This window comes from uncultured Erythrobacter sp. (assembly GCF_947492365.1).
Classification (GTDB): Bacteria; Pseudomonadota; Alphaproteobacteria; order Sphingomonadales; family Sphingomonadaceae; genus Erythrobacter.
In genome coordinates, this window is record NZ_CANLMB010000001.1 from 2,048,444 (window position 1) to 2,066,089 (window position 17,646).

Annotated in this window: 20 protein-coding genes; 14 read left to right on the forward strand and 6 right to left on the reverse strand. The window is 61.7% G+C overall.

Translation table 11 applies throughout. From position 1 onward, the window contains the following. Position 1: 1 nt before the first annotated feature. From Q0887_RS09775 to Q0887_RS09795, 5 genes are all read left to right on the forward strand, one after another. Positions 2-466, forward strand: a complete 465-nt coding sequence (locus Q0887_RS09775; RefSeq protein ID WP_299194387.1) for a rhodanese-like domain-containing protein — start codon at positions 2-4, stop codon at positions 464-466. A 75-nt stretch (positions 467-541) separates the two neighbouring features. Continuing rightward, positions 542-1,204 carry a 2OG-Fe(II) oxygenase gene (locus tag Q0887_RS09780; RefSeq protein WP_299194388.1) on the forward strand — a complete coding sequence of 221 codons (663 nt, stop codon included), beginning with the start codon at positions 542-544 and terminating at the stop codon, positions 1,202-1,204. 120 nt (positions 1,205-1,324) lie between these two features. Then, positions 1,325-2,680: a hypothetical protein gene (locus Q0887_RS09785; protein WP_299194390.1), complete on the forward strand. Its 1,356-nt coding sequence runs from the start codon at positions 1,325-1,327 to the stop codon at positions 2,678-2,680. A gap of 51 nt (positions 2,681-2,731) precedes the next feature. Continuing rightward, on the forward strand, positions 2,732-3,130 hold the full coding sequence (locus Q0887_RS09790; RefSeq protein WP_299194393.1) for a hypothetical protein: 399 nt from the start codon (positions 2,732-2,734) through the stop codon (positions 3,128-3,130). Positions 3,131-3,204: 74 nt separating this feature from the next. Then, positions 3,205-3,501, forward strand: a complete 297-nt coding sequence (locus tag Q0887_RS09795; RefSeq protein WP_299194395.1) for a hypothetical protein — start codon at positions 3,205-3,207, stop codon at positions 3,499-3,501. Between the two features lie 260 nt (positions 3,502-3,761). On the opposite strand, the gene ruvB is transcribed toward Q0887_RS09795, so the two are convergent. The 4 genes from ruvB to ruvA are packed head-to-tail and all read right to left on the reverse strand — an operon-like array spanning position 3,762 to position 6,370. Further along, positions 3,762-4,826, reverse strand: a complete 1,065-nt coding sequence (ruvB, locus tag Q0887_RS09800; RefSeq protein ID WP_299194398.1) for a Holliday junction branch migration DNA helicase RuvB — start codon at positions 4,824-4,826, stop codon at positions 3,762-3,764. After that, on the reverse strand, positions 4,823-5,341 hold the full coding sequence (locus Q0887_RS09805) for a DsrE family protein (RefSeq protein ID WP_299194401.1): 519 nt from the start codon (positions 5,339-5,341) through the stop codon (positions 4,823-4,825). The genes ruvB and Q0887_RS09805 overlap by 4 nt, the downstream gene beginning before the upstream one ends. Before the next feature lie 25 nt (positions 5,342-5,366). After that, the gene (locus Q0887_RS09810; RefSeq protein WP_299194404.1) at positions 5,367-5,765 is read right to left on the reverse strand and encodes a GFA family protein; all 399 of its coding nucleotides are present in this window, start codon (positions 5,763-5,765) and stop codon (positions 5,367-5,369) included. Further along, positions 5,762-6,370, reverse strand: coding sequence for a Holliday junction branch migration protein RuvA (ruvA, locus tag Q0887_RS09815; protein ID WP_299194406.1), 609 nt, complete (start codon positions 6,368-6,370; stop codon positions 5,762-5,764). The genes Q0887_RS09810 and ruvA overlap by 4 nt, the downstream gene beginning before the upstream one ends. A 348-nt stretch (positions 6,371-6,718) precedes the next feature. Between ruvA and aroC the strand changes: the two genes are divergently transcribed. Both aroC and Q0887_RS09825 read left to right on the forward strand, forming a co-directional pair. Continuing rightward, positions 6,719-7,807: a chorismate synthase gene (aroC, locus tag Q0887_RS09820; protein ID WP_299194409.1), complete on the forward strand. Its 1,089-nt coding sequence runs from the start codon at positions 6,719-6,721 to the stop codon at positions 7,805-7,807. A gap of 100 nt (positions 7,808-7,907) precedes the next feature. Further along, positions 7,908-8,786 (forward strand): class I SAM-dependent methyltransferase, encoded by an 879-nt coding sequence (locus Q0887_RS09825; RefSeq protein ID WP_299194412.1) that lies wholly within the window; start codon positions 7,908-7,910, stop codon positions 8,784-8,786. On the opposite strand, the gene Q0887_RS09830 is transcribed toward Q0887_RS09825, so the two are convergent. Next, the gene (locus Q0887_RS09830; protein WP_299194415.1) at positions 8,783-9,244 is read right to left on the reverse strand and encodes a hypothetical protein; all 462 of its coding nucleotides are present in this window, start codon (positions 9,242-9,244) and stop codon (positions 8,783-8,785) included. The genes Q0887_RS09825 and Q0887_RS09830 overlap by 4 nt on opposite strands. Before the next feature lie 167 nt (positions 9,245-9,411). Between Q0887_RS09830 and Q0887_RS09835 the strand changes: the two genes are divergently transcribed. The 6 genes from Q0887_RS09835 to Q0887_RS09860 all read left to right on the forward strand — a co-directional run bounded on the left by Q0887_RS09835 (position 9,412) and on the right by Q0887_RS09860 (position 16,092). Continuing rightward, positions 9,412-10,704 carry a S41 family peptidase gene (locus Q0887_RS09835; RefSeq protein WP_299194418.1) on the forward strand — a complete coding sequence of 431 codons (1,293 nt, stop codon included), beginning with the start codon at positions 9,412-9,414 and terminating at the stop codon, positions 10,702-10,704. Further along, the gene (locus tag Q0887_RS09840) at positions 10,701-11,195 is read left to right on the forward strand and encodes a MarR family winged helix-turn-helix transcriptional regulator (protein ID WP_299194421.1); all 495 of its coding nucleotides are present in this window, start codon (positions 10,701-10,703) and stop codon (positions 11,193-11,195) included. The genes Q0887_RS09835 and Q0887_RS09840 overlap by 4 nt, the downstream gene beginning before the upstream one ends. A 70-nt stretch (positions 11,196-11,265) precedes the next feature. Beyond that, positions 11,266-12,408 carry an acyltransferase gene (locus Q0887_RS09845; RefSeq protein WP_299194424.1) on the forward strand — a complete coding sequence of 381 codons (1,143 nt, stop codon included), beginning with the start codon at positions 11,266-11,268 and terminating at the stop codon, positions 12,406-12,408. 100 nt (positions 12,409-12,508) lie between these two features. Further along, complete coding sequence (gene katG, locus Q0887_RS09850; RefSeq protein ID WP_299194426.1) at positions 12,509-14,695, forward strand: catalase/peroxidase HPI; 2,187 nt, start codon at positions 12,509-12,511, stop codon at positions 14,693-14,695. Positions 14,696-14,831: 136 nt separating this feature from the next. Continuing rightward, a complete protein-coding gene (locus Q0887_RS09855; RefSeq protein WP_299194429.1) occupies positions 14,832-15,452 on the forward strand; it encodes a GNAT family N-acetyltransferase in 621 nt (206 codons plus the stop codon). A gap of 19 nt (positions 15,453-15,471) precedes the next feature. Further along, positions 15,472-16,092, forward strand: coding sequence for a Pr6Pr family membrane protein (locus Q0887_RS09860; RefSeq protein WP_299194432.1), 621 nt, complete (start codon positions 15,472-15,474; stop codon positions 16,090-16,092). A 3-nt stretch (positions 16,093-16,095) separates the two neighbouring features. On the opposite strand, the gene Q0887_RS09865 is transcribed toward Q0887_RS09860, so the two are convergent. Further along, positions 16,096-16,932 (reverse strand): LytTR family DNA-binding domain-containing protein, encoded by an 837-nt coding sequence (locus Q0887_RS09865; RefSeq protein WP_299194435.1) that lies wholly within the window; start codon positions 16,930-16,932, stop codon positions 16,096-16,098. Positions 16,933-17,065: 133 nt separating this feature from the next. Here Q0887_RS09865 and Q0887_RS09870 point away from each other — a divergent pair, with 133 nt between their 5' ends. After that, positions 17,066-17,638: a hypothetical protein gene (locus tag Q0887_RS09870; protein ID WP_299194438.1), complete on the forward strand. Its 573-nt coding sequence runs from the start codon at positions 17,066-17,068 to the stop codon at positions 17,636-17,638. Positions 17,639-17,646: the final 8 nt, after the last annotated feature.

Consider the following 17,646-nt stretch of genomic DNA (forward strand, 5'->3'; position numbering starts at 1 on the left):
GATGCGTTTCGTCCCACTGTCTCTCGCTCTGTTCGCGCTAGCTGCCTGCGCTCCGGGAGATGGTGGCGACGGCGACAAAGGTGCAAGTCCGCTACCGGGGATGGAACTGGCGGTCGCGCAAACTGAGCGCGATAGTGAAGCGGTTGAGGCAGCAATAATTGACCTCACCGCCGCGCAGCTCCGCGAGAAAATCGCTTCGGGAGATGTCCGGCTTATCGATGTGCGCCGCGATGACGAAACTGCACAGGGCGTGATCCCGGGTGCCGAACACATCGCACTCGACAGCTTCGATCCTGCCACGCTCGACCTAAGCGACGGGCGCGAGGTCGTGATCTATTGTCGTTCAGGCCGCCGTTCGCGCATCGCTGCCGAGCGACTCGCGGCGCATACGGGTGAGCCGGCGACGCACCTCGAAGGCGGGATCCTCGCCTGGCAGGAAGCGGGCGGACCGATCGCGCATGACTGAACGGTAGCCAGCATCGCCTCAATGGCAATTCTCCGTCGTCTTGCGAGTCTGCTCAAGCGGCCAAGGATCGATCCGATGGCCGATCCTGCAGCGCTTGCCCAGATCGGCAAGAATGTGAGCGCGCGGCTTCGCGCCAACCCATTGGTCGAGGAGCGCGGTGGTTCAAACGCCGAACTTTTTGTTTGGCCATCATTCCTGACCGGTGAGGACTGCGACCAGCTCATCAGCGTGATCGAATCCCGCATCCAACCTTCGCCCTTGTTCAAAGAGCGGGACACAACGGGCATTCGTACCAGCTCCACTCATTTCTTTTCTCAGGACGCCGCTGAAACAATCGCTCTTGGCCGCAAGATCGACGATGCGCTGGGCATTGATCGAAGCCACGCAGAGACAATTCAGGGCCAGCGCTATCGCGAGGGCGAGCAATATCGCCATCACAAGGACTACTTTCGCGAGGAACGCGAACACTGGCAGCGCGAGCGGCTTCGCGGCGGGCAGCGAAGCTGGACCGCGATGGTCTATCTCAATGCTGTCGATGCGGGCGGCGAGACCGAGTTCCCCAGCCTTGATCTTTCAGTTGCGCCCAAGCCCGGAATGCTCATCACCTGGAACAATATGGACCGGCGCGGGCGACCAAACGCGCACACTAGGCATGCCGCCTTACCCGTGATGACGGGCCACAAATACGTGGTCACTCAGTGGTATCGGCAGGGAGAATGGAAACGGTCCTTGAATTGACCCGGCCCACCGCAATGCAAAAGGGCGGCTCCCCATATCGGGAAGCCGCCCTTTTTGTGTGTGCCTGTAAGCTCTTAAGCTTCTGCCGGAGCGCCTTCGCCCTTGCGCTTGCGGCGTCCGATGATCGCTGCGGCGGCGAGGCCGAACAGGATCATCATCGGCGGCGCGGGAACATCGACGCCGCTGCTGCTGCCCGACGAGGAGCTTGAGCTCGACGACGAGGAGGAAGAGCTGCTTGACGATGTGGTGCCGCCAAAGCTGGAAGTGCCGCCCGAAGAGCTCGACGAAGACGAACCCGAGGAAGAAGAGCTGCTGGTTCCGCCAAAGCTCGAAGTGCTGCCGCCCGACGAACTCGACGAGGACGAAGAGCTGGACGAGGAGGAGCTGGAGCTGGTTCCGCCAAAGCTGGTCGAACCGCCCGAAGTACCGCCCGATGAGCTGGAGCTACCCGAGCTGCTGCCCGACGAGCTCGACGAACCGCCGGTGGAGCCGCCTGACGAGCTGGAGCTCGACGAAGTTGAGGACGTGCTCGAGCTCGAAGACGTACCGCCAAAGCTGGTGCTGCCGCCCGAGCTGGAGCCGCTAGAGGAACCGCTCGAAGAAGAGCTGGAGCTACCGCCCGAGCTTGCGCCGCCCGAAGAGCTGGCTGAACCACCCGACGAGGACGAAGACGACGAGGAACTGCTCGAAGACGAGGATGAGCTGGTCGAGCTGGTCATGTCGCCCGAGCTACCGCCCGAAGTCGCACCGCCCGAGCTGGAGCTCGACGAAGACGAACTGGACGAAGAGGAGCTTGACGAGCTGCCGCCGCCGGTCGTTGTGCCCGGATTACCAGTCGAACCACCATTGCTGCCACCGCTGGACGAACTGCTCGACGAGGAAGACGACGAGCTGGAAGACGAAGACGTCGATCCGCCGGTTGTGCCGCCGCTCGTGCTGCCACCGGTGCTACCGCCCGAGCTTGAGCTGGAAGACGACGAAGAGCTTGAGCTCGACGACGACGAACTGCCGCTGCTGTTACCGCCGGAAGTCGAGGTTGAGCTGGAAACGTCACCTGAGGTCGAAGTCGAGCTCGAAACGTCACCCGAGGTCGAAGTCGAGGATGAAACGTTGCCCGAAGATGAGGACGAAACATCGCCCGACGTGGACGAAGAAACGCTGCCAGTGGTCGTGCTCGAAACTGCACCGGTCGAGGAGCTAACCGCGCCCGTGCTGCTTGAGACACCGCCGGTGCTGCTCGACACATCGCCCGAAGAGCTCGAGACACCGCCGGTACTGCTCGACACGTTGCCGGAAGAGCTTGAAACGCCGCCGGTCGAACTCGAGACCGCTCCGGTGCTCGACGACACGCCGCCAGTTGAGCTGGATACTGCGCCTGTCGAGCTCGATACGTTACCCGAACTGGTCGAAGAGGTGCTCGAAACCGCACCCGTGCTCGACGACACCGAACCGGTCGATGAAGAAGACGAGACCTGACCGGTCGAGGAACTGATCGAACCAGTCGAGGACGTCGAAGTCACGCCGCCTGTGGTCGACGAAATCGTTCCCGAACCACCGGTGGTCGAAGAGATCGTGCCCGACGAGGTCGAGTTATCGATGTTGATGTCGATATTGATGCCGCTCGACGAACCGCCAGTGGTGCCGCCAGACGTGCTGGTGCTGCCACCGCTGGTGCTTGTGCTCGAACCGCCCGAGCTGGAGCTGACATCACCGGAAGAACCACCCGAACCGCCGGAGCCACCCGAAGTGGTTGTGGTCGTGGTGACCGAGACATCGCCCGAAGACCCGCCTCCGCCGCCAAAGAAGCCGCCGAAGAAACCGCCGCCGCCGCCAAAGCCGCCGCTACCGCCAACGACTACCGGGCCGCCGCCAAAGCCGCCGCCGCCGCGAACGGGCGGAAGCGGGGGAAGCGGGGCAGGCGCATAGGCAACCTGCGAAATCGGTGGGCATTCTGCTGCGTCGTAATAGGCGCGCGAAGCACCCGCAGGCAGCGGCGCAGATTGCGCAGCCGTCTGATAGGCTCCCGCGCCTCCACCGAAACCGCCGCCAATCGGTTGGCATTCAATCGTGCGATCAACGATGCGGCGACGGCGCGTCTCGGGTTCCGGAAGAGGCGGAATTTCGCGGGTGCGCGGCAGATCCGTCTTCACGTAAAGCGGCTCAGCGATGGGCGCTGCGGGTTGCGGCTGAACAACTGCCAACGGCGCAGTCTCGACGAGCTTACCTTCAGCGTCGGTGGTGAACCGCGGCTGGTCGGTATTCATCGGCTCGGCCATTCGCACAGCACCGCCCTGTAACAGAGCGATACCGGCGGCTGTGGCCGCGAGTTTTGCTGACACCATCTTGATCGACATGTGATCCAAACCTTGTTTGTCTGTAGCCGGCTAGATGCAGCCCATCTGCACCTTCACCGATTCCATATGGTGTCTTGGGATTGAAGAGTGGTTCACATCAATGAGGTTAACCATGTTTGGAGCTGGCTAACGCTCTGCAACGGCGCAAATTGGCCGTTTTTCGGGGGCGCTGTCCCGTTTTGATACCGAAAAACGCGTAGTTGTTAGCCGTTTTCGTCGAACATGCTGCCTTGATCACTGGCCTGATCGTCAGTTTGCGAAGCGCTGCGCGGCGCGGGCTTCCCGAGTCCCAGATGTTCCCATCCAGCATCGTTGAGCATCCGTCCGCGCTCAGTCCGCGCGAGCAATCCGAGCTGGATCAGATAGGGCTCGATCACTTCCTCGACCGTATCACGCTGTTCTGAAAGGCCTGCTGATAGGGCCGACACTCCGACCGGGCCGCCCTTATAGGTCGTCGCGATCATGGTGAGATAGCGGCGATCCATCGCATCAAGACCAAGCCGGTCAATCTCGAGCCTTGTGAGCGCCGCATCGGCCATTGCGCGGGTGACTTTGGCATCGCCATCGACATGAGCAAAGTCGCGCACGCGGCGCAGCAACCTGCCTGCCACACGCGGCGTCCCGCGCGAGCGCCGCGCGATCTCGCGCGCGCCCGCTGTGTCGATGTCGAGCCCCAACAGTCTCGCCCCGCGCGTCACCACCAGATCGAGCTCGTCATGGCTGTAGAACTGCAGCCGCACCGGAATGCCGAACCGGTCACGCAAAGGCGTCGTCAGCAGTCCTTGCCTCGTGGTGGCTCCAACCAAAGTGAAGGGCGGCAGATCGATCCGCACGCTGCGCGCCGACGGGCCTTCGCCGATGATGAGGTCGAGCGCGCGGTCTTCCATCGCCGGATAGAGCACTTCCTCGACCACCGGATTGAGCCGGTGGATCTCGTCGATGAAGAGCACGTCATGCGGTTCAAGATTGGTGAGCAGCGCGGCGAGGTCGCCAGCCTTGGCGATCACCGGGCCGGAAGTCGCGCGGAAGCCCACCCCCAACTCGTTCGCCACGATCTGCGCGAGCGTGGTCTTACCCAACCCCGGAGGACCGTGGAACAGCGTGTGATCCATCGCTTCACCGCGCGACTTGGCGCTGTCGATGAAGACCCGCAGGTTATCGCGCGCAGCCTCCTGCCCGATGAACTCAGCCAGGCTCTTTGGCCGCAATGCCGCATCGGGATCGTCTGGCTTGCGGGTGCCGGAGTGAAGAGGCTCCTCGTCACTCAAAACGGGTTCACCGTGTAGCCGTCTTGCTGGAGCAGTGCGTGGGCGGTCATGGCGGAGAGCTCCATCTCGACGCCTTCGATCAGTGCATCGGCGGTTACACCATAGGCCGCAGCGCTCTGCCCGCAGACGACGAAGCGCACGCCGTGATCGAGCATCGCGCGCACCATCGCTTCGGAGCCGTTGCCCTCGCCTGAAACGAGATCGTGCACCGCGCTGCCGTGGACAACGACAACGAGGTCGATCCGGTCTTCGAGCACGCCAGCGGCAACATGCATGTTGATGAAGCGGGCGGCGCTCTCAAACCCGCGATTGCGTGCCCCGTCCTCCGCCTTGCGCGCCACGTCAAAGGCGATCTGGAAGCGTTCGAGGCTGGCAATCGGCTTGGCATCGGGGACCGGCGCGTGGGGGCCGAAATCTTCGAATACGGGGCCGGTTTCAAAGGCTTCAAGGTTCGCCTGCTGTGCCGCGAGCGGTGCAGCGAATGCCAGTGCGGGGATGAGGAAGAGGTATTTCATTGCTGGGAACTCCATAGGGCCAGGCTCAATCGTAATGCTCGATATCGTCACCGACCAGCGCGACCCAGCTGTGCTGGCGATCTTCATAGACGGAGTATTGCGGCGGCGGGAAGGCGTGATCGGCGAAGGCGCCAACTGGCACTGCGATCACATCGGGCTGGATGTCGACAGTGAACCACACATTCGAGCCGCAGTTCGGGCAGAAGTGGTTGGTGCACAGCGCGCCTTCATCCCCGCGCCGCTCCCATGTCTTGGACTGGCCTGCAAACGCAACGCAGTCCTTGGCGAAGCGCGCCTGCGCCGCGAACGGCGCGCCGCTGCGCTTCTGGCAGGCGAGGCAATGGCACACCGAAACCGCCACGGGTTCGCCTGTGCAGGCCGCGGTCAGCTCGCCGCATTGGCAGGAGGCTGTACGTGCGGTCATCCCGCCGCCCTCTTCAATGCCACGCGGATCAGGTCGCCTTCGGAGGCATCCTCGCCCAGTTCCGCTTGCGCGCGCGCTACGGCTTGCGCTGCGACGGCTGGCTTGAAGCCCAGGTTCTCGAGCGCGCTTACCGCGTCGGCGCTTGCTCCGCCCGCAGCGCTGATCGCGCCAACAGCCACCCCAGCCATTCCGCCGCCCGGCAAAGCTCCAGCCTTGTCCTTCAGCTCGTTGACGATCCGGCCTGCCAGCTTCGGCCCCACGCCATTGGCGCGCGCCACGCTTGCCGCATCGCCCGCAGCGCAGGCATCGCGCAGCTCGCCGGTCGAGAGCGCAGACAGGATCGCAAGACCGACCTTGCTCCCCACGCCCTGCACCTGTGTGAGCAAGCGGAACCAGTCGCGTTCGGCGCTTTCGGCAAAGCCGAGCAGGCGCATGTCGTTCTCGCTCACTTGCAAGTCGGTGTGGACGGTGCAGGCTTCTCCCACATCACCCAATGCCGCCAGTGTCCGCGCCGAGCAGTGGACCAGATAGCCCACGCCCTGCACATCGACGATGGCCCAGTCTTCGCCGGTCTCGTCGAGCCGTCCTGATAGCTTTGCAATCATGCTTTGTTCTTGGCCGATTGCGCGGGGCAATGCCAGAGGCGCGGTTCGGTTATCGTCATTGCAAAAGGGAGCGGGAGACTTGGACCGCGCACCCATAGCTTTTGAAAAACTTTGCCCTGCCTGCAAAGCGTTGAAGCACAAAGGCTTTCGGGGATATCTGCGCTCGCAAGTGTAACCTTTCACTTTCGCTCCACCCAAAACGCCCGCGCCAACCTCCAGCCTGTTCAAATTGTGCCCGACACCGCTCACCATAGAAGGGCACCATATCGTCGCATCTGCGAGTAGGAAAATCGCAACGGAGGCGCGCCGCATCTCGACTCATCCGCGTCATCCGCTAAGGCATCGCGCATGAGCTTCAACACTTTCGGGCGCGTCCTGCGCTTTACGACTTGGGGGGAAAGCCACGGACCCGGCCTTGGCGTGGTGCTCGACGGAGTGCCGCCGGGGCTGCCGCTGCGCGAAAAGGACATCCAGCCCTTTCTCGACGCGCGCAAACCGGGGCAAAGCAAATACACCACGCAGCGGCGCGAGGCCGATCAGGTGCGGATCATGTCGGGCGTGTTCGACAATGAAGAAGGCGTGCAGGTCACAACCGGCACGCCGATCCATCTGATGATCGAGAACACCGATCAGCGCTCCAAAGACTATTCCGAGATCGCCAAGTCCTATCGCCCGGGACATGCCGATTACACCTATGACGCCAAATACTCCATCCGCGACTATCGCGGCGGCGGCCGGTCGAGCGCGCGTGAGACAGCGGCGCGGGTAGCGGCAGGCGCGGTTGCGCGGCTGATCATCCCCGAGGTCAAACTCACCGCCTTTGTGTGCGAGCTGGGCGGCGATAGGATCGAGCGCGACGCGATCAATTACGACAATATCGGCCAGAACCCGTTCTTTTGCCCCGACAGCTGGGCGGCAAAGCGCTGGGAAGAAAAGGTCGATGCCGCGCGCAAGGCTGGCTCTTCACTCGGCGCTGTTGTCGAATGCGTGGCCGAAGGTGTGCCTGCCGGCTGGGGCGCGCCGGTCTATGCCAAGCTCGACAGCGAGCTGGCCGCCGCGATGATGAGCATCAACGCGACCAAGGGCGTGGAGATCGGCGACGGCTTCGAAGCCGCGCGGCTCACCGGTGAGCAGAATGCCGATGAAATGTCACCGGGCAAAGATGGCAAACCGGTCTTCGCCAGCAACCATGCAGGCGGCACCGCAGGCGGCATCTCCACCGGTCAGCCGGTCGTGTGCCGCGTGGCGTTCAAGCCAACCTCCTCGATCCTGACGCCGGTGCAGTCGATCACATCCAACGGCGAGGCGACCGAAGTCGTCACCAAAGGCCGCCACGACCCCTGCGTCGGCATTCGCGGCACGCCGGTGGTCGAAGCGATGATGGCGCTGGTGCTGGCGGACCAGAAACTGCTCCACCGCGCGCAGACCGGGCGCTAATTCCCGTGGCATTCCGCAAGGCAATGTGTTTAGGCGCTGCGACGAATTTCCGGCCCTGCCCGCCAATTCCGGGATAGCGGCCTGACGAGGGGAACTTTGAATGCTCAACCGTATCAAGCGGCGGTTCGATATGAAGCGGCTCGCGCATCTGGAGCGGCGCTATCGCGCGATCCAGCCCGGCTATCTCTCGCGCGTCCATACGGTCGGCGAGATCCCCGATCCTGAAACGCGCTGGGCCAATGGCTATGGCACGATCACTTACAGCGAGTGGTGCTTTACGCTCGGGCTGTTTCAGGGATTGTTCCACCGGCTGCGACCCGAAGGCGCGATGAAGATGCTCGATATCGGCTGCGGTATCGGGCGGCTGTATCTGGCGATGAAACCGCAAATGACCGCTGCCGATGCCTATGTCGGGCTCGACGTGATGCCCGATGCGATTGATGTGTGCCGCAAGGCTTACGGCGACGATCCCCGCACCAGCTTCGTCCATCTGCCGGTCCACAATGCGACCTATGCCAGCGATGCAGGCGCGGAACGCACAGCTTGGCCGTTTGACGATTCCAGCTTCAACTTCGCCAGCGCGCTTTCGGTCTGGACCCATTTTTCCGAAGACGATTTCTTCTTCTACCTCAAAGAGCTGGGCCGCGTGCTTGAGCCGGGCGGGAAGGCGATGATCACCTTCTTCATCATGGACGAGCATTACGATGCGACGCTGGCGGGCCGCACCTCTGCCACCAGCGTTTACTATCCGCAGCCCGAAGAAATGTGGAAATACGACGTCCCCGCATATGGCTCGGACGAGTTCTTCACGATCAAGGCAGCCAAAGTGCCCGAAGACGCCATCGGCGTGCGCAAAGCCGCCTTTGACCGCGCAGTTGTCGAAGCCGGTTTGAGCATCGCCGAATACATCCCTGGCTACTGGAAAGAGCGCCCTGGTTACTGGTTCCAGGACGTCGTGGTGTTCGAAAAGGCGGGTTAGACCACCGCCCCAGCTTTGCGGCGTAAATCATCGATGGTGATCGTGTTACGTACATTGCCTTTGCGATCGATCCGCTGCGACAGGACTCCATCGACCGAGTGGATTTGGAACAGGACCAGCGCGCCTTCGGGGCCGCCTTTTTCCATGTGATCCTCTGTGTGCGGGCTGTGCGACCAGTCGCCCACCTTGCGCACCCGCACCTCTTGCAGTTCCCCGTCGATCACATCGGTCACATGCAACTCCCCTTCGAGAACGATCGAGGATGTTGGCGCTGTGTGGCGGTGAAAATGGCAATAGCTGTTTGGCGCCCAGCGATAGAGCACCTCGACATGGCCATCGTCGCGAATGTCGAGAATCGCGCCGGAATAGTCGATCGGCCAATTGAAGGAGCGGTCTTGCTGCTCGGGATTGCCGGTGTAACGCTCCCAGCGAAGCTGCGAATTTGCGAGCAATTCCATCGGTGCGAGCCTCCCTTCGCCGTGGTCAGACCGCACTTTTCTAGGCCCGAATGGTTCGTTCGCCAAGCATGAGATACGCGGCGGTTGGGTTGACTCTTACAATATATTGCGCAACATATTGCATGATATAGCGACCCTCCAACATTCGCTGGCAAAGGACTGACCCCATGCTTCCGCTCACCAAGCTTCTCTTCCCAGCTATCCTGCTCGCCCCGACCAGCTTTGCCGCGGCACAGGAGGGCACCGCTGCTCCTGCTCCAATTGCCGCCACTGCCTCCGATCAAGAGACGCAATTGGCGGCAATCGAAACGGCGCTGCAGGGCAATTACGTCTTTCCAGCCAATGTCCCGGCGATAATGGAGGCGGTCCGTTCCGCCGCACAATCGTCAGACGCGAGCGAGCGCGACGCGTTTGCGCGGGCACTCACTGAAGCTCTGATCGCAGCGAGCGGCGATCCTCATTTCATCGTCGGGATCGAAGAACCCGGCAGCGCTTCGACGGTGGAATATAGCGAGTTGAGCGACAAGGCTGGCAATTACGGCTTCCAGTCGGTGCGTCTGCTCGCAGGGAATATCGGATATCTGCGCTTCGACAATTTCAGCGATCCGGACCTCGCCTTTGCCACTGCGAGCGCGGCGCTCAAACTGCTCGAAAACTCGGATGGGCTGATCATCGACCTTCGCTACAACAATGGTGGATATAACGATCTTGGTCAGCTGATCGCGAGCCACTTTTTCCCAGCGGACAAGGACACTTTGCTTGTCTCATATTACTACAATGAAGGAGGCAAGCGGATCGAGCGCGGGCAGTGGGTCCTGAGCGCTCTGCCTGGCGCAAGGGACAGCCAAAAGCCGATCCATATTCTGACCAGCACTGTCACCTTCTCGGCAGCCGAATGGATGGCCTTCTCGCTCCAGCAGACAGGCCGAGCGACCATAATCGGCGCGCAAACCTCGGGCGGAGGCCATCCAGTCGACCGGTTTGCGCTTAATGACGGTTTCTTCATCCAGATCCCGATTGGCGAGATGCGCGGTCCCAATGGCGGTGAGTTCGAAGGCGTCGGGGTTACGCCAGACCTCCGCGTTGCCTCTCATCGCGCGCTCGAAACGTCGCATGTCACTATGCTCGAGACGCTTGCAGCACAGACACCCAGCGCTGCGCTCGACTGGGCGCTGGTCGAAGCGCGCGCAGCCAAAGCGCCGCTGTCGCTGCCTGCATCATGGTTGCGCAAAGCCGCTGGTGAATATGAAGGGCGCGAGCTTGTTTTCGATGGCGAAGGATTGAGCTACAAATGGCGAGGTCGCTACGAATTGCGACTGACCCCGCTCGGCGAAAAGCTGTTTGCCGTAGAGGGTACAGACGATTACCGGATCGAATTGCTGGGTGATGATGACGCGATAACCGGCATCTCCAGAATCTACTCTGATGGCGAGCGACAGGTCTTTGAAAGGACGCAATGAGCAGCAACAGCAGCAAATCCGGCCTTGATGATCTGAGCTTTTTGGGCCGCCAAGCCGAGCGGCTGAGCGACCTTATCGCTGAACAGACGCAGGCGCTGTTCGCTGCTGCCGAAGTGAAGATTCCCGTCAAGTCTTGCTCTGTGATGGAGACGCTGGCCGCATGCGAGCCGGCGAGCGCCTCTGACCTTGCGGCCAAGCTGGATCGATCGCACCAGATCGTGATGCAAAAGCTGCCCAAACTGATCGAGCTCGGTTTTATCGAACGCAGCGCCGACCCTGCTGACAAGCGCCGCTTTGTGCTGCGTGTTACTCCGCTGGGCCGCGAGCAGCTAACGCGGCTTGCGCAGTTAACCCCGCAAATCGCTGCAGCTTATCGCGCGATTGAGGCCGAAATCGGCCCGGTCCATCAGCAGGTGATGGGCATGATCGCCGAACTGGAAAGCTCCGGCATTTCAGAACGCGTCGCTCGCGACAAAACACCGCGAAATTAGCCTCTTGGTAACCACGTTTCGCTAGGGCGGACCCTCGCTAGGCGCGTCATGCGCGCGGGGGAGATGGCAAGTGACCAAGATCAAGGGGTTTGACGGGCTGCGGGCTTTGTCCGTGATCTTCGTCATCCTCACGCATCTTGGCATCTATGCCACCGCGCAAAATGCCGGTTGGTTGAGCGAGCGCGCTGCTCCGATCATCTCCGGCACGACCGGCGTGCAAATCTTCTTCGTCCTCTCCGGCTTTCTGATCACGAGCCTGTTGATCAAGGAGCACGAGGCAACTGGCAGCGTCTCGCTCAAAGGGTTCTACATCCGCCGCGCGCTGCGCATCCTGCCACTCTATTTTCTGTGCGTGCTGCTGACATGGTTTGTCGATGTCTACATCTGGCCGGTGGCCAGTACGCCGTCGCTGATCTTTGCCGCGACCTTCAACACCAGCTTCATCCCGCGCGAATGGTACTCATCCATCCTCGGCCACACATGGTCGCTGTCGGTCGAGGAGCATTTTTACCTGCTTTGGCCAGCCGCGCTGCTGTTTCTCTACAAGTTCAACTTCAATCGGGCGCTGGTGCACATCCTACTTGGCACCGCGATCAGCCTTTGCCTGCTCGCAGTCGTGATGCGGATCGAGGAAGTGAACGCCGCCTATTTCGTCGCCCGCTGGAGCATCTTTGCCGGATCGTGGATCGCGCTGGGATGCGCAGCTGCAATTGTCGTGAACGGCAGCGCTTATGCGCGCGCCAACGCTCTCCTCGCCTCGCGCGGCGCTCTGTGGCTGGCGGCGGCATTGTTCCTGCACAGCATCGTGCTGGGGCTGCTGCCCAAGCCGCTCGACGAAACTTTGCGTGTGCTCGGCGCGGTGCTGCTGGTGTGCTGGATCGCGCATAACCAGAAGGGCCGGATCGTTAGCGCGCTCGAATATGGCCCGCTCGCCTATACCGGCAAGATCTCATACGGGCTCTATATGTGGCAGGGCTTTTTCCTTGCCACCGGACCCGGCCGTGCACCCGGTCAATTGTGGCCGCTCAATGCAGGCATGGGCCTCATCCTGCTCTGCATCGTCGCACCGCTTTCCTACCATTTCTTTGAAAAGCGCTTCCTCGCGCTGTCCGGAGCATTCCGCCACAAGGGCGCGATGGGCGCGCATGGCGAAAAGCCTGCAAGACCAAGCGAAAAAGCGCCCACCGCATCAATCGCTTCTGTCAATCAATAGCCACGAATTAATCGATTGGACTGATTACGGGAATTCCATCATTGTGTTGTCATCATGCTCGGATAGGTCCGAGTCTATCGACAACAGGAGAATTCCCAAAATGGATGCTAAGACAGGTGAAATTAGCGGCGGATGTCCTTTCAGCGGCGACGGCGCAACGCGCTCGCTGCACGGACGGACCAACAAGGATTGGTGGCCCGAGGCGACCCAGCTCGACATCCTGACCGAGCAGGGCAAGTCGGCCAACCCCTATGGCGAAGACTTTGACTATGTGGCGGCCTTCAACACCATCGATTACGACGCGCTCAAGGCTGACCTGACCGCGCTCATGACCGACAGTCAGGACTGGTGGCCGGCAGATTATGGCCACTATGGCCCCTTCTTCATCCGCATGACCTGGCACGCAGCCGGCACCTATCGCACCGGCGATGGCCGTGGTGGCGGCGGCTCTGGCCAACAGCGCTTTGCACCGCTCAACAGCTGGCCCGACAATGGCAATCTCGACAAGGCGCGCCGCCTGCTGTGGCCGATCAAGCAGAAATACGGCAAAGCGATCAGCTGGGCCGACCTCTTCATCCTCGCCGGTAACGTCGCGATTGAAAGCATGGGCGGACCCGTCTTTGGCTTCGGCGGCGGACGCGCAGACGTCTATGAGCCCGAAAAAGTCTATTGGGGCACCGAAAGCCTGTGGGTCGATACGGGCGCCGAAACCCGCATTCAGCCGGACAAGGAACTGGCTCTGGAGAACCCGCTTGCGGCGATCCAGATGGGTCTGATCTACGTCAATCCTGAAGGTCCGGGCGGCAATCCCGATCCGCTCCTTTCGGCTCGCGATATGCGCGAAACCTTCACTCGCATGGCGATGAATGACGAGGAAACCGTCGCGCTGACCGCTGGCGGCCACGCATTCGGCAAAGCGCACGGTGCTGCACCATCAGACACGTTCGGCACCGCCCCCGAAGGCGAAACGCTCCACAATCAGGCGTTTGGCTGGCTCACCGATCAGGCCGAGATCGACGCAGGCAACATCACCACGTCGGGCATCGAAGGCGCATGGTCGAACAACCCGACCTCGTGGAGCCACGACTACTTCCGCCTGTTGTTCAAATACGATTACGAGCTGGTGAAAAGCCCGGCTGGTGCGCAGCAATGGCAGCCAATCAACCAGTCCGAAGAGGACATGGCACCCGATGCGCGCGATCCGAGCAAGAAGGTTCCGACCATGATGACGACCGCCGACATGGCGCTCAAAATGGATCCGGATTACCGCAAGATTTCGGAGCGTTTCCACCAGAACCCTGAACAGCTCGACGATGCATTCGCACGCGCATGGTTCAAACTGTGCCACCGCGATATGGGTCCGAAAGTTCGCTATCACGGCCCCGAAGTGCCCGCAGAAGACCTGATCTGGCAGGATCCGGTTCCCGCTGGCACTACGCCTTCGGATGCAGAAGTCGCCCGTTTCAAGGACGCCATTCTCTCCAGCGGCTTGAGCGTCAGCGAGCTGGTCAAAGCGGCTTGGGCTTCGGCTTCGACGTATCGCAACACCGACCATCGCGGCGGCGCCAATGGTGCGCGTGTGCGCCTTGCGCCGCAAAATGGCTGGGCGGCCAACGATCCGGCTGAACTGTCCAAGGTTCTTGCCAAGATCGAAGAGCTGCGTGGTGATCTCTCTGTGGCAGACGCCATCGTGCTCGCCGGTTCGGCTGCGGTTGAAAAGGCGGCTGCGGACGCAGGTCACAGCATCTCGGTGCCGTTTGCCGGTGGCCGCGGTGACGCGAGCGACGAGCAGACCGATGCAGAAAGCTTCGAACCGCTTGAGCCATTTGCCGATGGCTTCCGCAACTATATGCGGACCAAAGCCAGCGTGAAGACCGAGGACATGCTGATCGACCGAGCGCACCTGCTGGGCCTGTCGATCTCCGAACTGACCGTGCTGGTCGGCGGACTGCGTGTTCTGGGTGCGAATAGCGGCAACACCAGCCACGGCGTCTTCACTGACCGTGTTGGCCAGCTGACCACCGACTTCTTCACCAACCTGCTCGACATGGGGACCAAGTGGACTCCGGTCGATGGCAGCGGTGACGAGGAATATGTCGGAACCGACCGTTCCAGCGGCGCGCAGAAATACACTGCGACCCGCGCCGACCTGATCTTCGGTTCCAACTCGCAGCTTCGCGCGCAAGCCGAAGTCTATGCCGAGAACGGTGCAGAGGCGAAGTTCGTCGCAGACTTCGTCGCTGCATGGACCAAGGTGATGAACGCCGACCGCTTCGACCTTGGTTGAGCGGCATAAGGCTTAGCGTAACGAGCCCCCCACCCTGATCCATGATTGGGTCAAGGTCGCAAGAGGCCCCCGGTGCTCCATCGCGAGCGCCGGGGGTCTTTCGTTTGGCATTGCGCACGCCGGGGCTGCGCCTATCATGCCCACTCCAATCGAGAGGGAGACAGGGATCGTGCAGCCACCAGAGGTCATAGCCGCGCAGGACAACAGGCGCGCTGCCATCACGGCCACGATCACGCTCGGCTTCGCAACCGATCCGGTCGCGCGCTGGGTCTGGCCCGATCCTGCGACCTATTTCGAGGTCCAACCCAAATTCGTCGATGCGTTCGGCGGCAACGGCTTTGCCCATGGCAGCGTCTTCGAGACATCATGCAAGCGCGCCGCCGCGATGTGGCTGCCGCCCGGCGTCGAACCCGATTCAGAGCGCATGGCGGCGTTGGCCGTCGAGAGCGTTGCGCCCGAACGGATGGAAGAAGTCGGCGCTTTCATGGGGCAGATGGCGGAATATCACCCGCAAGAGCCGTGCTGGTATCTGCCGCTGATTGCTGCCGATCCGGCCGCCACGGGTCAGGGATTGGGCGCAGCCTTGATGAAGCACGCGCTCGCCGTGGTCGATGAGGCGGGTCTGCCTGCCTATCTGGAATCGTCAAATCCGCGCAATGTCTCGCTCTATGAGCGTTACGGTTTTGAAGTCATGGGCGAGATCAGGACCGAACATTCGCCCGTGATGCGCCCGATGATCCGCGCCGCGCGCGCTTGAAGGGATTAGGCCTAGAGCAATGAGCAACACCGTTTCCGAATCTGATTATTCGAGCCGCCAACGCCTGTTCGCAGGCGCAATCGCCATTGCCAGTTTCTCCGCTCTGGCGGTGCAACCGGCATTGGGCGAAGGCTCCTATATGGAGAACCTCGGCGCGATGCTGCGGTTCTTCACGATCTGGGGCAATGTCGGTGCGTGCATTGTTATGGCGGCGATTGCATTTGGCCTGCGCGTATCGCCCAAGGTTCTGGCTTCGCTTGCTACGATGCTCGCAGTGATCGCGCTGGTCTATTGGGGATTGCTGGCCGGGGAGCATCACCCGACCGGCGCTGACCGTGTGACCAATCAATTCCACCACACGATCATTCCTGCGGCGGTGATTGCCTGGTGGTTCGCCTTCACACCGCCATCGACAGGCAGTCTGGGCGCGGTGCCAGCGATCATGGTGCCGCCGCTTTCCTATGGAGCGTTTGCCGTGGTGCTGGGGGAGCTGACCGGTTTCTACGCCTATTTCTTCCTCGACCCGCCGTCGCTTGGCTGGGGGCAATTTCTCATCAACAATGTGGTGCTGGCGGCCTTCTTTGCGCTGCTCGGCGCGGGATTGGTGGCGCTCAAGAGGCGCTTTGGCCGCTCCGCCTGAGCCTCAGATCCAGCCAGCGTCTTTCAGCTCGCTGACCTGCGCGCGGCTGACGGGCGCTTCGATCCCGCGCGCGAGGACCAGCCGCACATTGCGTCCCTCGCGCTTCACATCTTCGACCGCGCCGCGCGCCACCCACCAGCTGCGATGCACCTGCCGCCCTTCGATGGCAGAGACATGCGCGGCCGCATCGCGCAGCCGCATCAGCACCAGCTGCGACCCCAGCGCGGTGTGCACACGGACATAATGGTCCTCCATCTCCAGCGCGATGATATCGCTGCCGAGTTCGGCAGGTAGTTGGTCGAACAGCGGATTGGACTGCGGCGCTTCCACGGGTTCAGCAGCCGGCGCGGAAGCTGGCGCCGATGCCGGTTTGGGCCGCTGGATCACGTTGAACAGCAATGTAATCCCGCCGCCGACCACCAGCACATAGGCATAGTGAAGCAGGGCCTGCTGGGCGCTTGGAATGAAATATTCGGGCTGGCCGAGCATGTTCAGCGACCACACAATGATCGCCATCGGCACAGTCGCGATCATTGTGCCCGCAACCCACAACCACACAGCTGGCAGATCGAGCGAAACCGACAGCTTCGCCACCACCCAACCGACCGGTGAGTAGATCAGATATCCTGCGTAAGAAAAGCCGACCCAGACGATCAGCCGGATCGCTAGCGGATCGCCGAAACTTCCAAACGGCCCGATCAGCGCAAGCACCACGCCGATGACTGTCATGATCGACAGATCAATGATCAGCTTGCGCACAAGTTGAGGACTTCTTGCGTCGTCCATTGGTGAATTGGCCCGGATATTATCAGCGTCCATCAGCGCGAAACTAGCGCCCATTCGCGCTTCGTAAAGCGGCAAATCGGGGGGAAGCCGCGCTTTTCACGAACAGGCTTGCCCGTTCCTTCAAACCCGATTGCCCGCGAATGGGCCTGCGCCATTGTGGTTCTCAACACGAAAACAGGAGGACACGATGACCGCCACGATGACCCAGACACTCACCGCAAATCTCCCGAACTTCATCAACCCGTTCCACCGTCCGGCGGGCGCATTCGACCTCACCCCGCTCACCCGCGCGCTCGTGCTGATCGCAGGCACCGCGATGACCGCTGTGTGCATCTTCGCGCTGTCCCGTGCTGTGTTCGGCTATGCGCCCGACCTTCCGCATCTGCGCAACATTGCGGTCGTGTTTCACGTCACCACCGTGATCCCTTGCGTTCCGCTGGGCCTCTACCTCCTGATCGCGCCCAAGGGCACTGCGATGCACAAGCAGCTGGGCAAGCTGTGGGTCGCGCTGATGGTGATCACGGCGACATCGACGCTGTTCATCTATGACGGCATGGCACTGAGCTGGATTCACATCTTCGTCCCCGTCACATACCGCGCGGCGTGGCTGATTGTCCGCTCAGCGCGCAAGGGCGACATGAAGACGCATAGGAAGGAGATTGTCGGGCTCTATCTCGGCGCGCTGATGATCCCGGGCATTGTCGCCTTTGCTCTGCCGGGACGCCTGATGAATGTGATGATGTTCGGCTGGCCAGTTTAGGGCCGCCG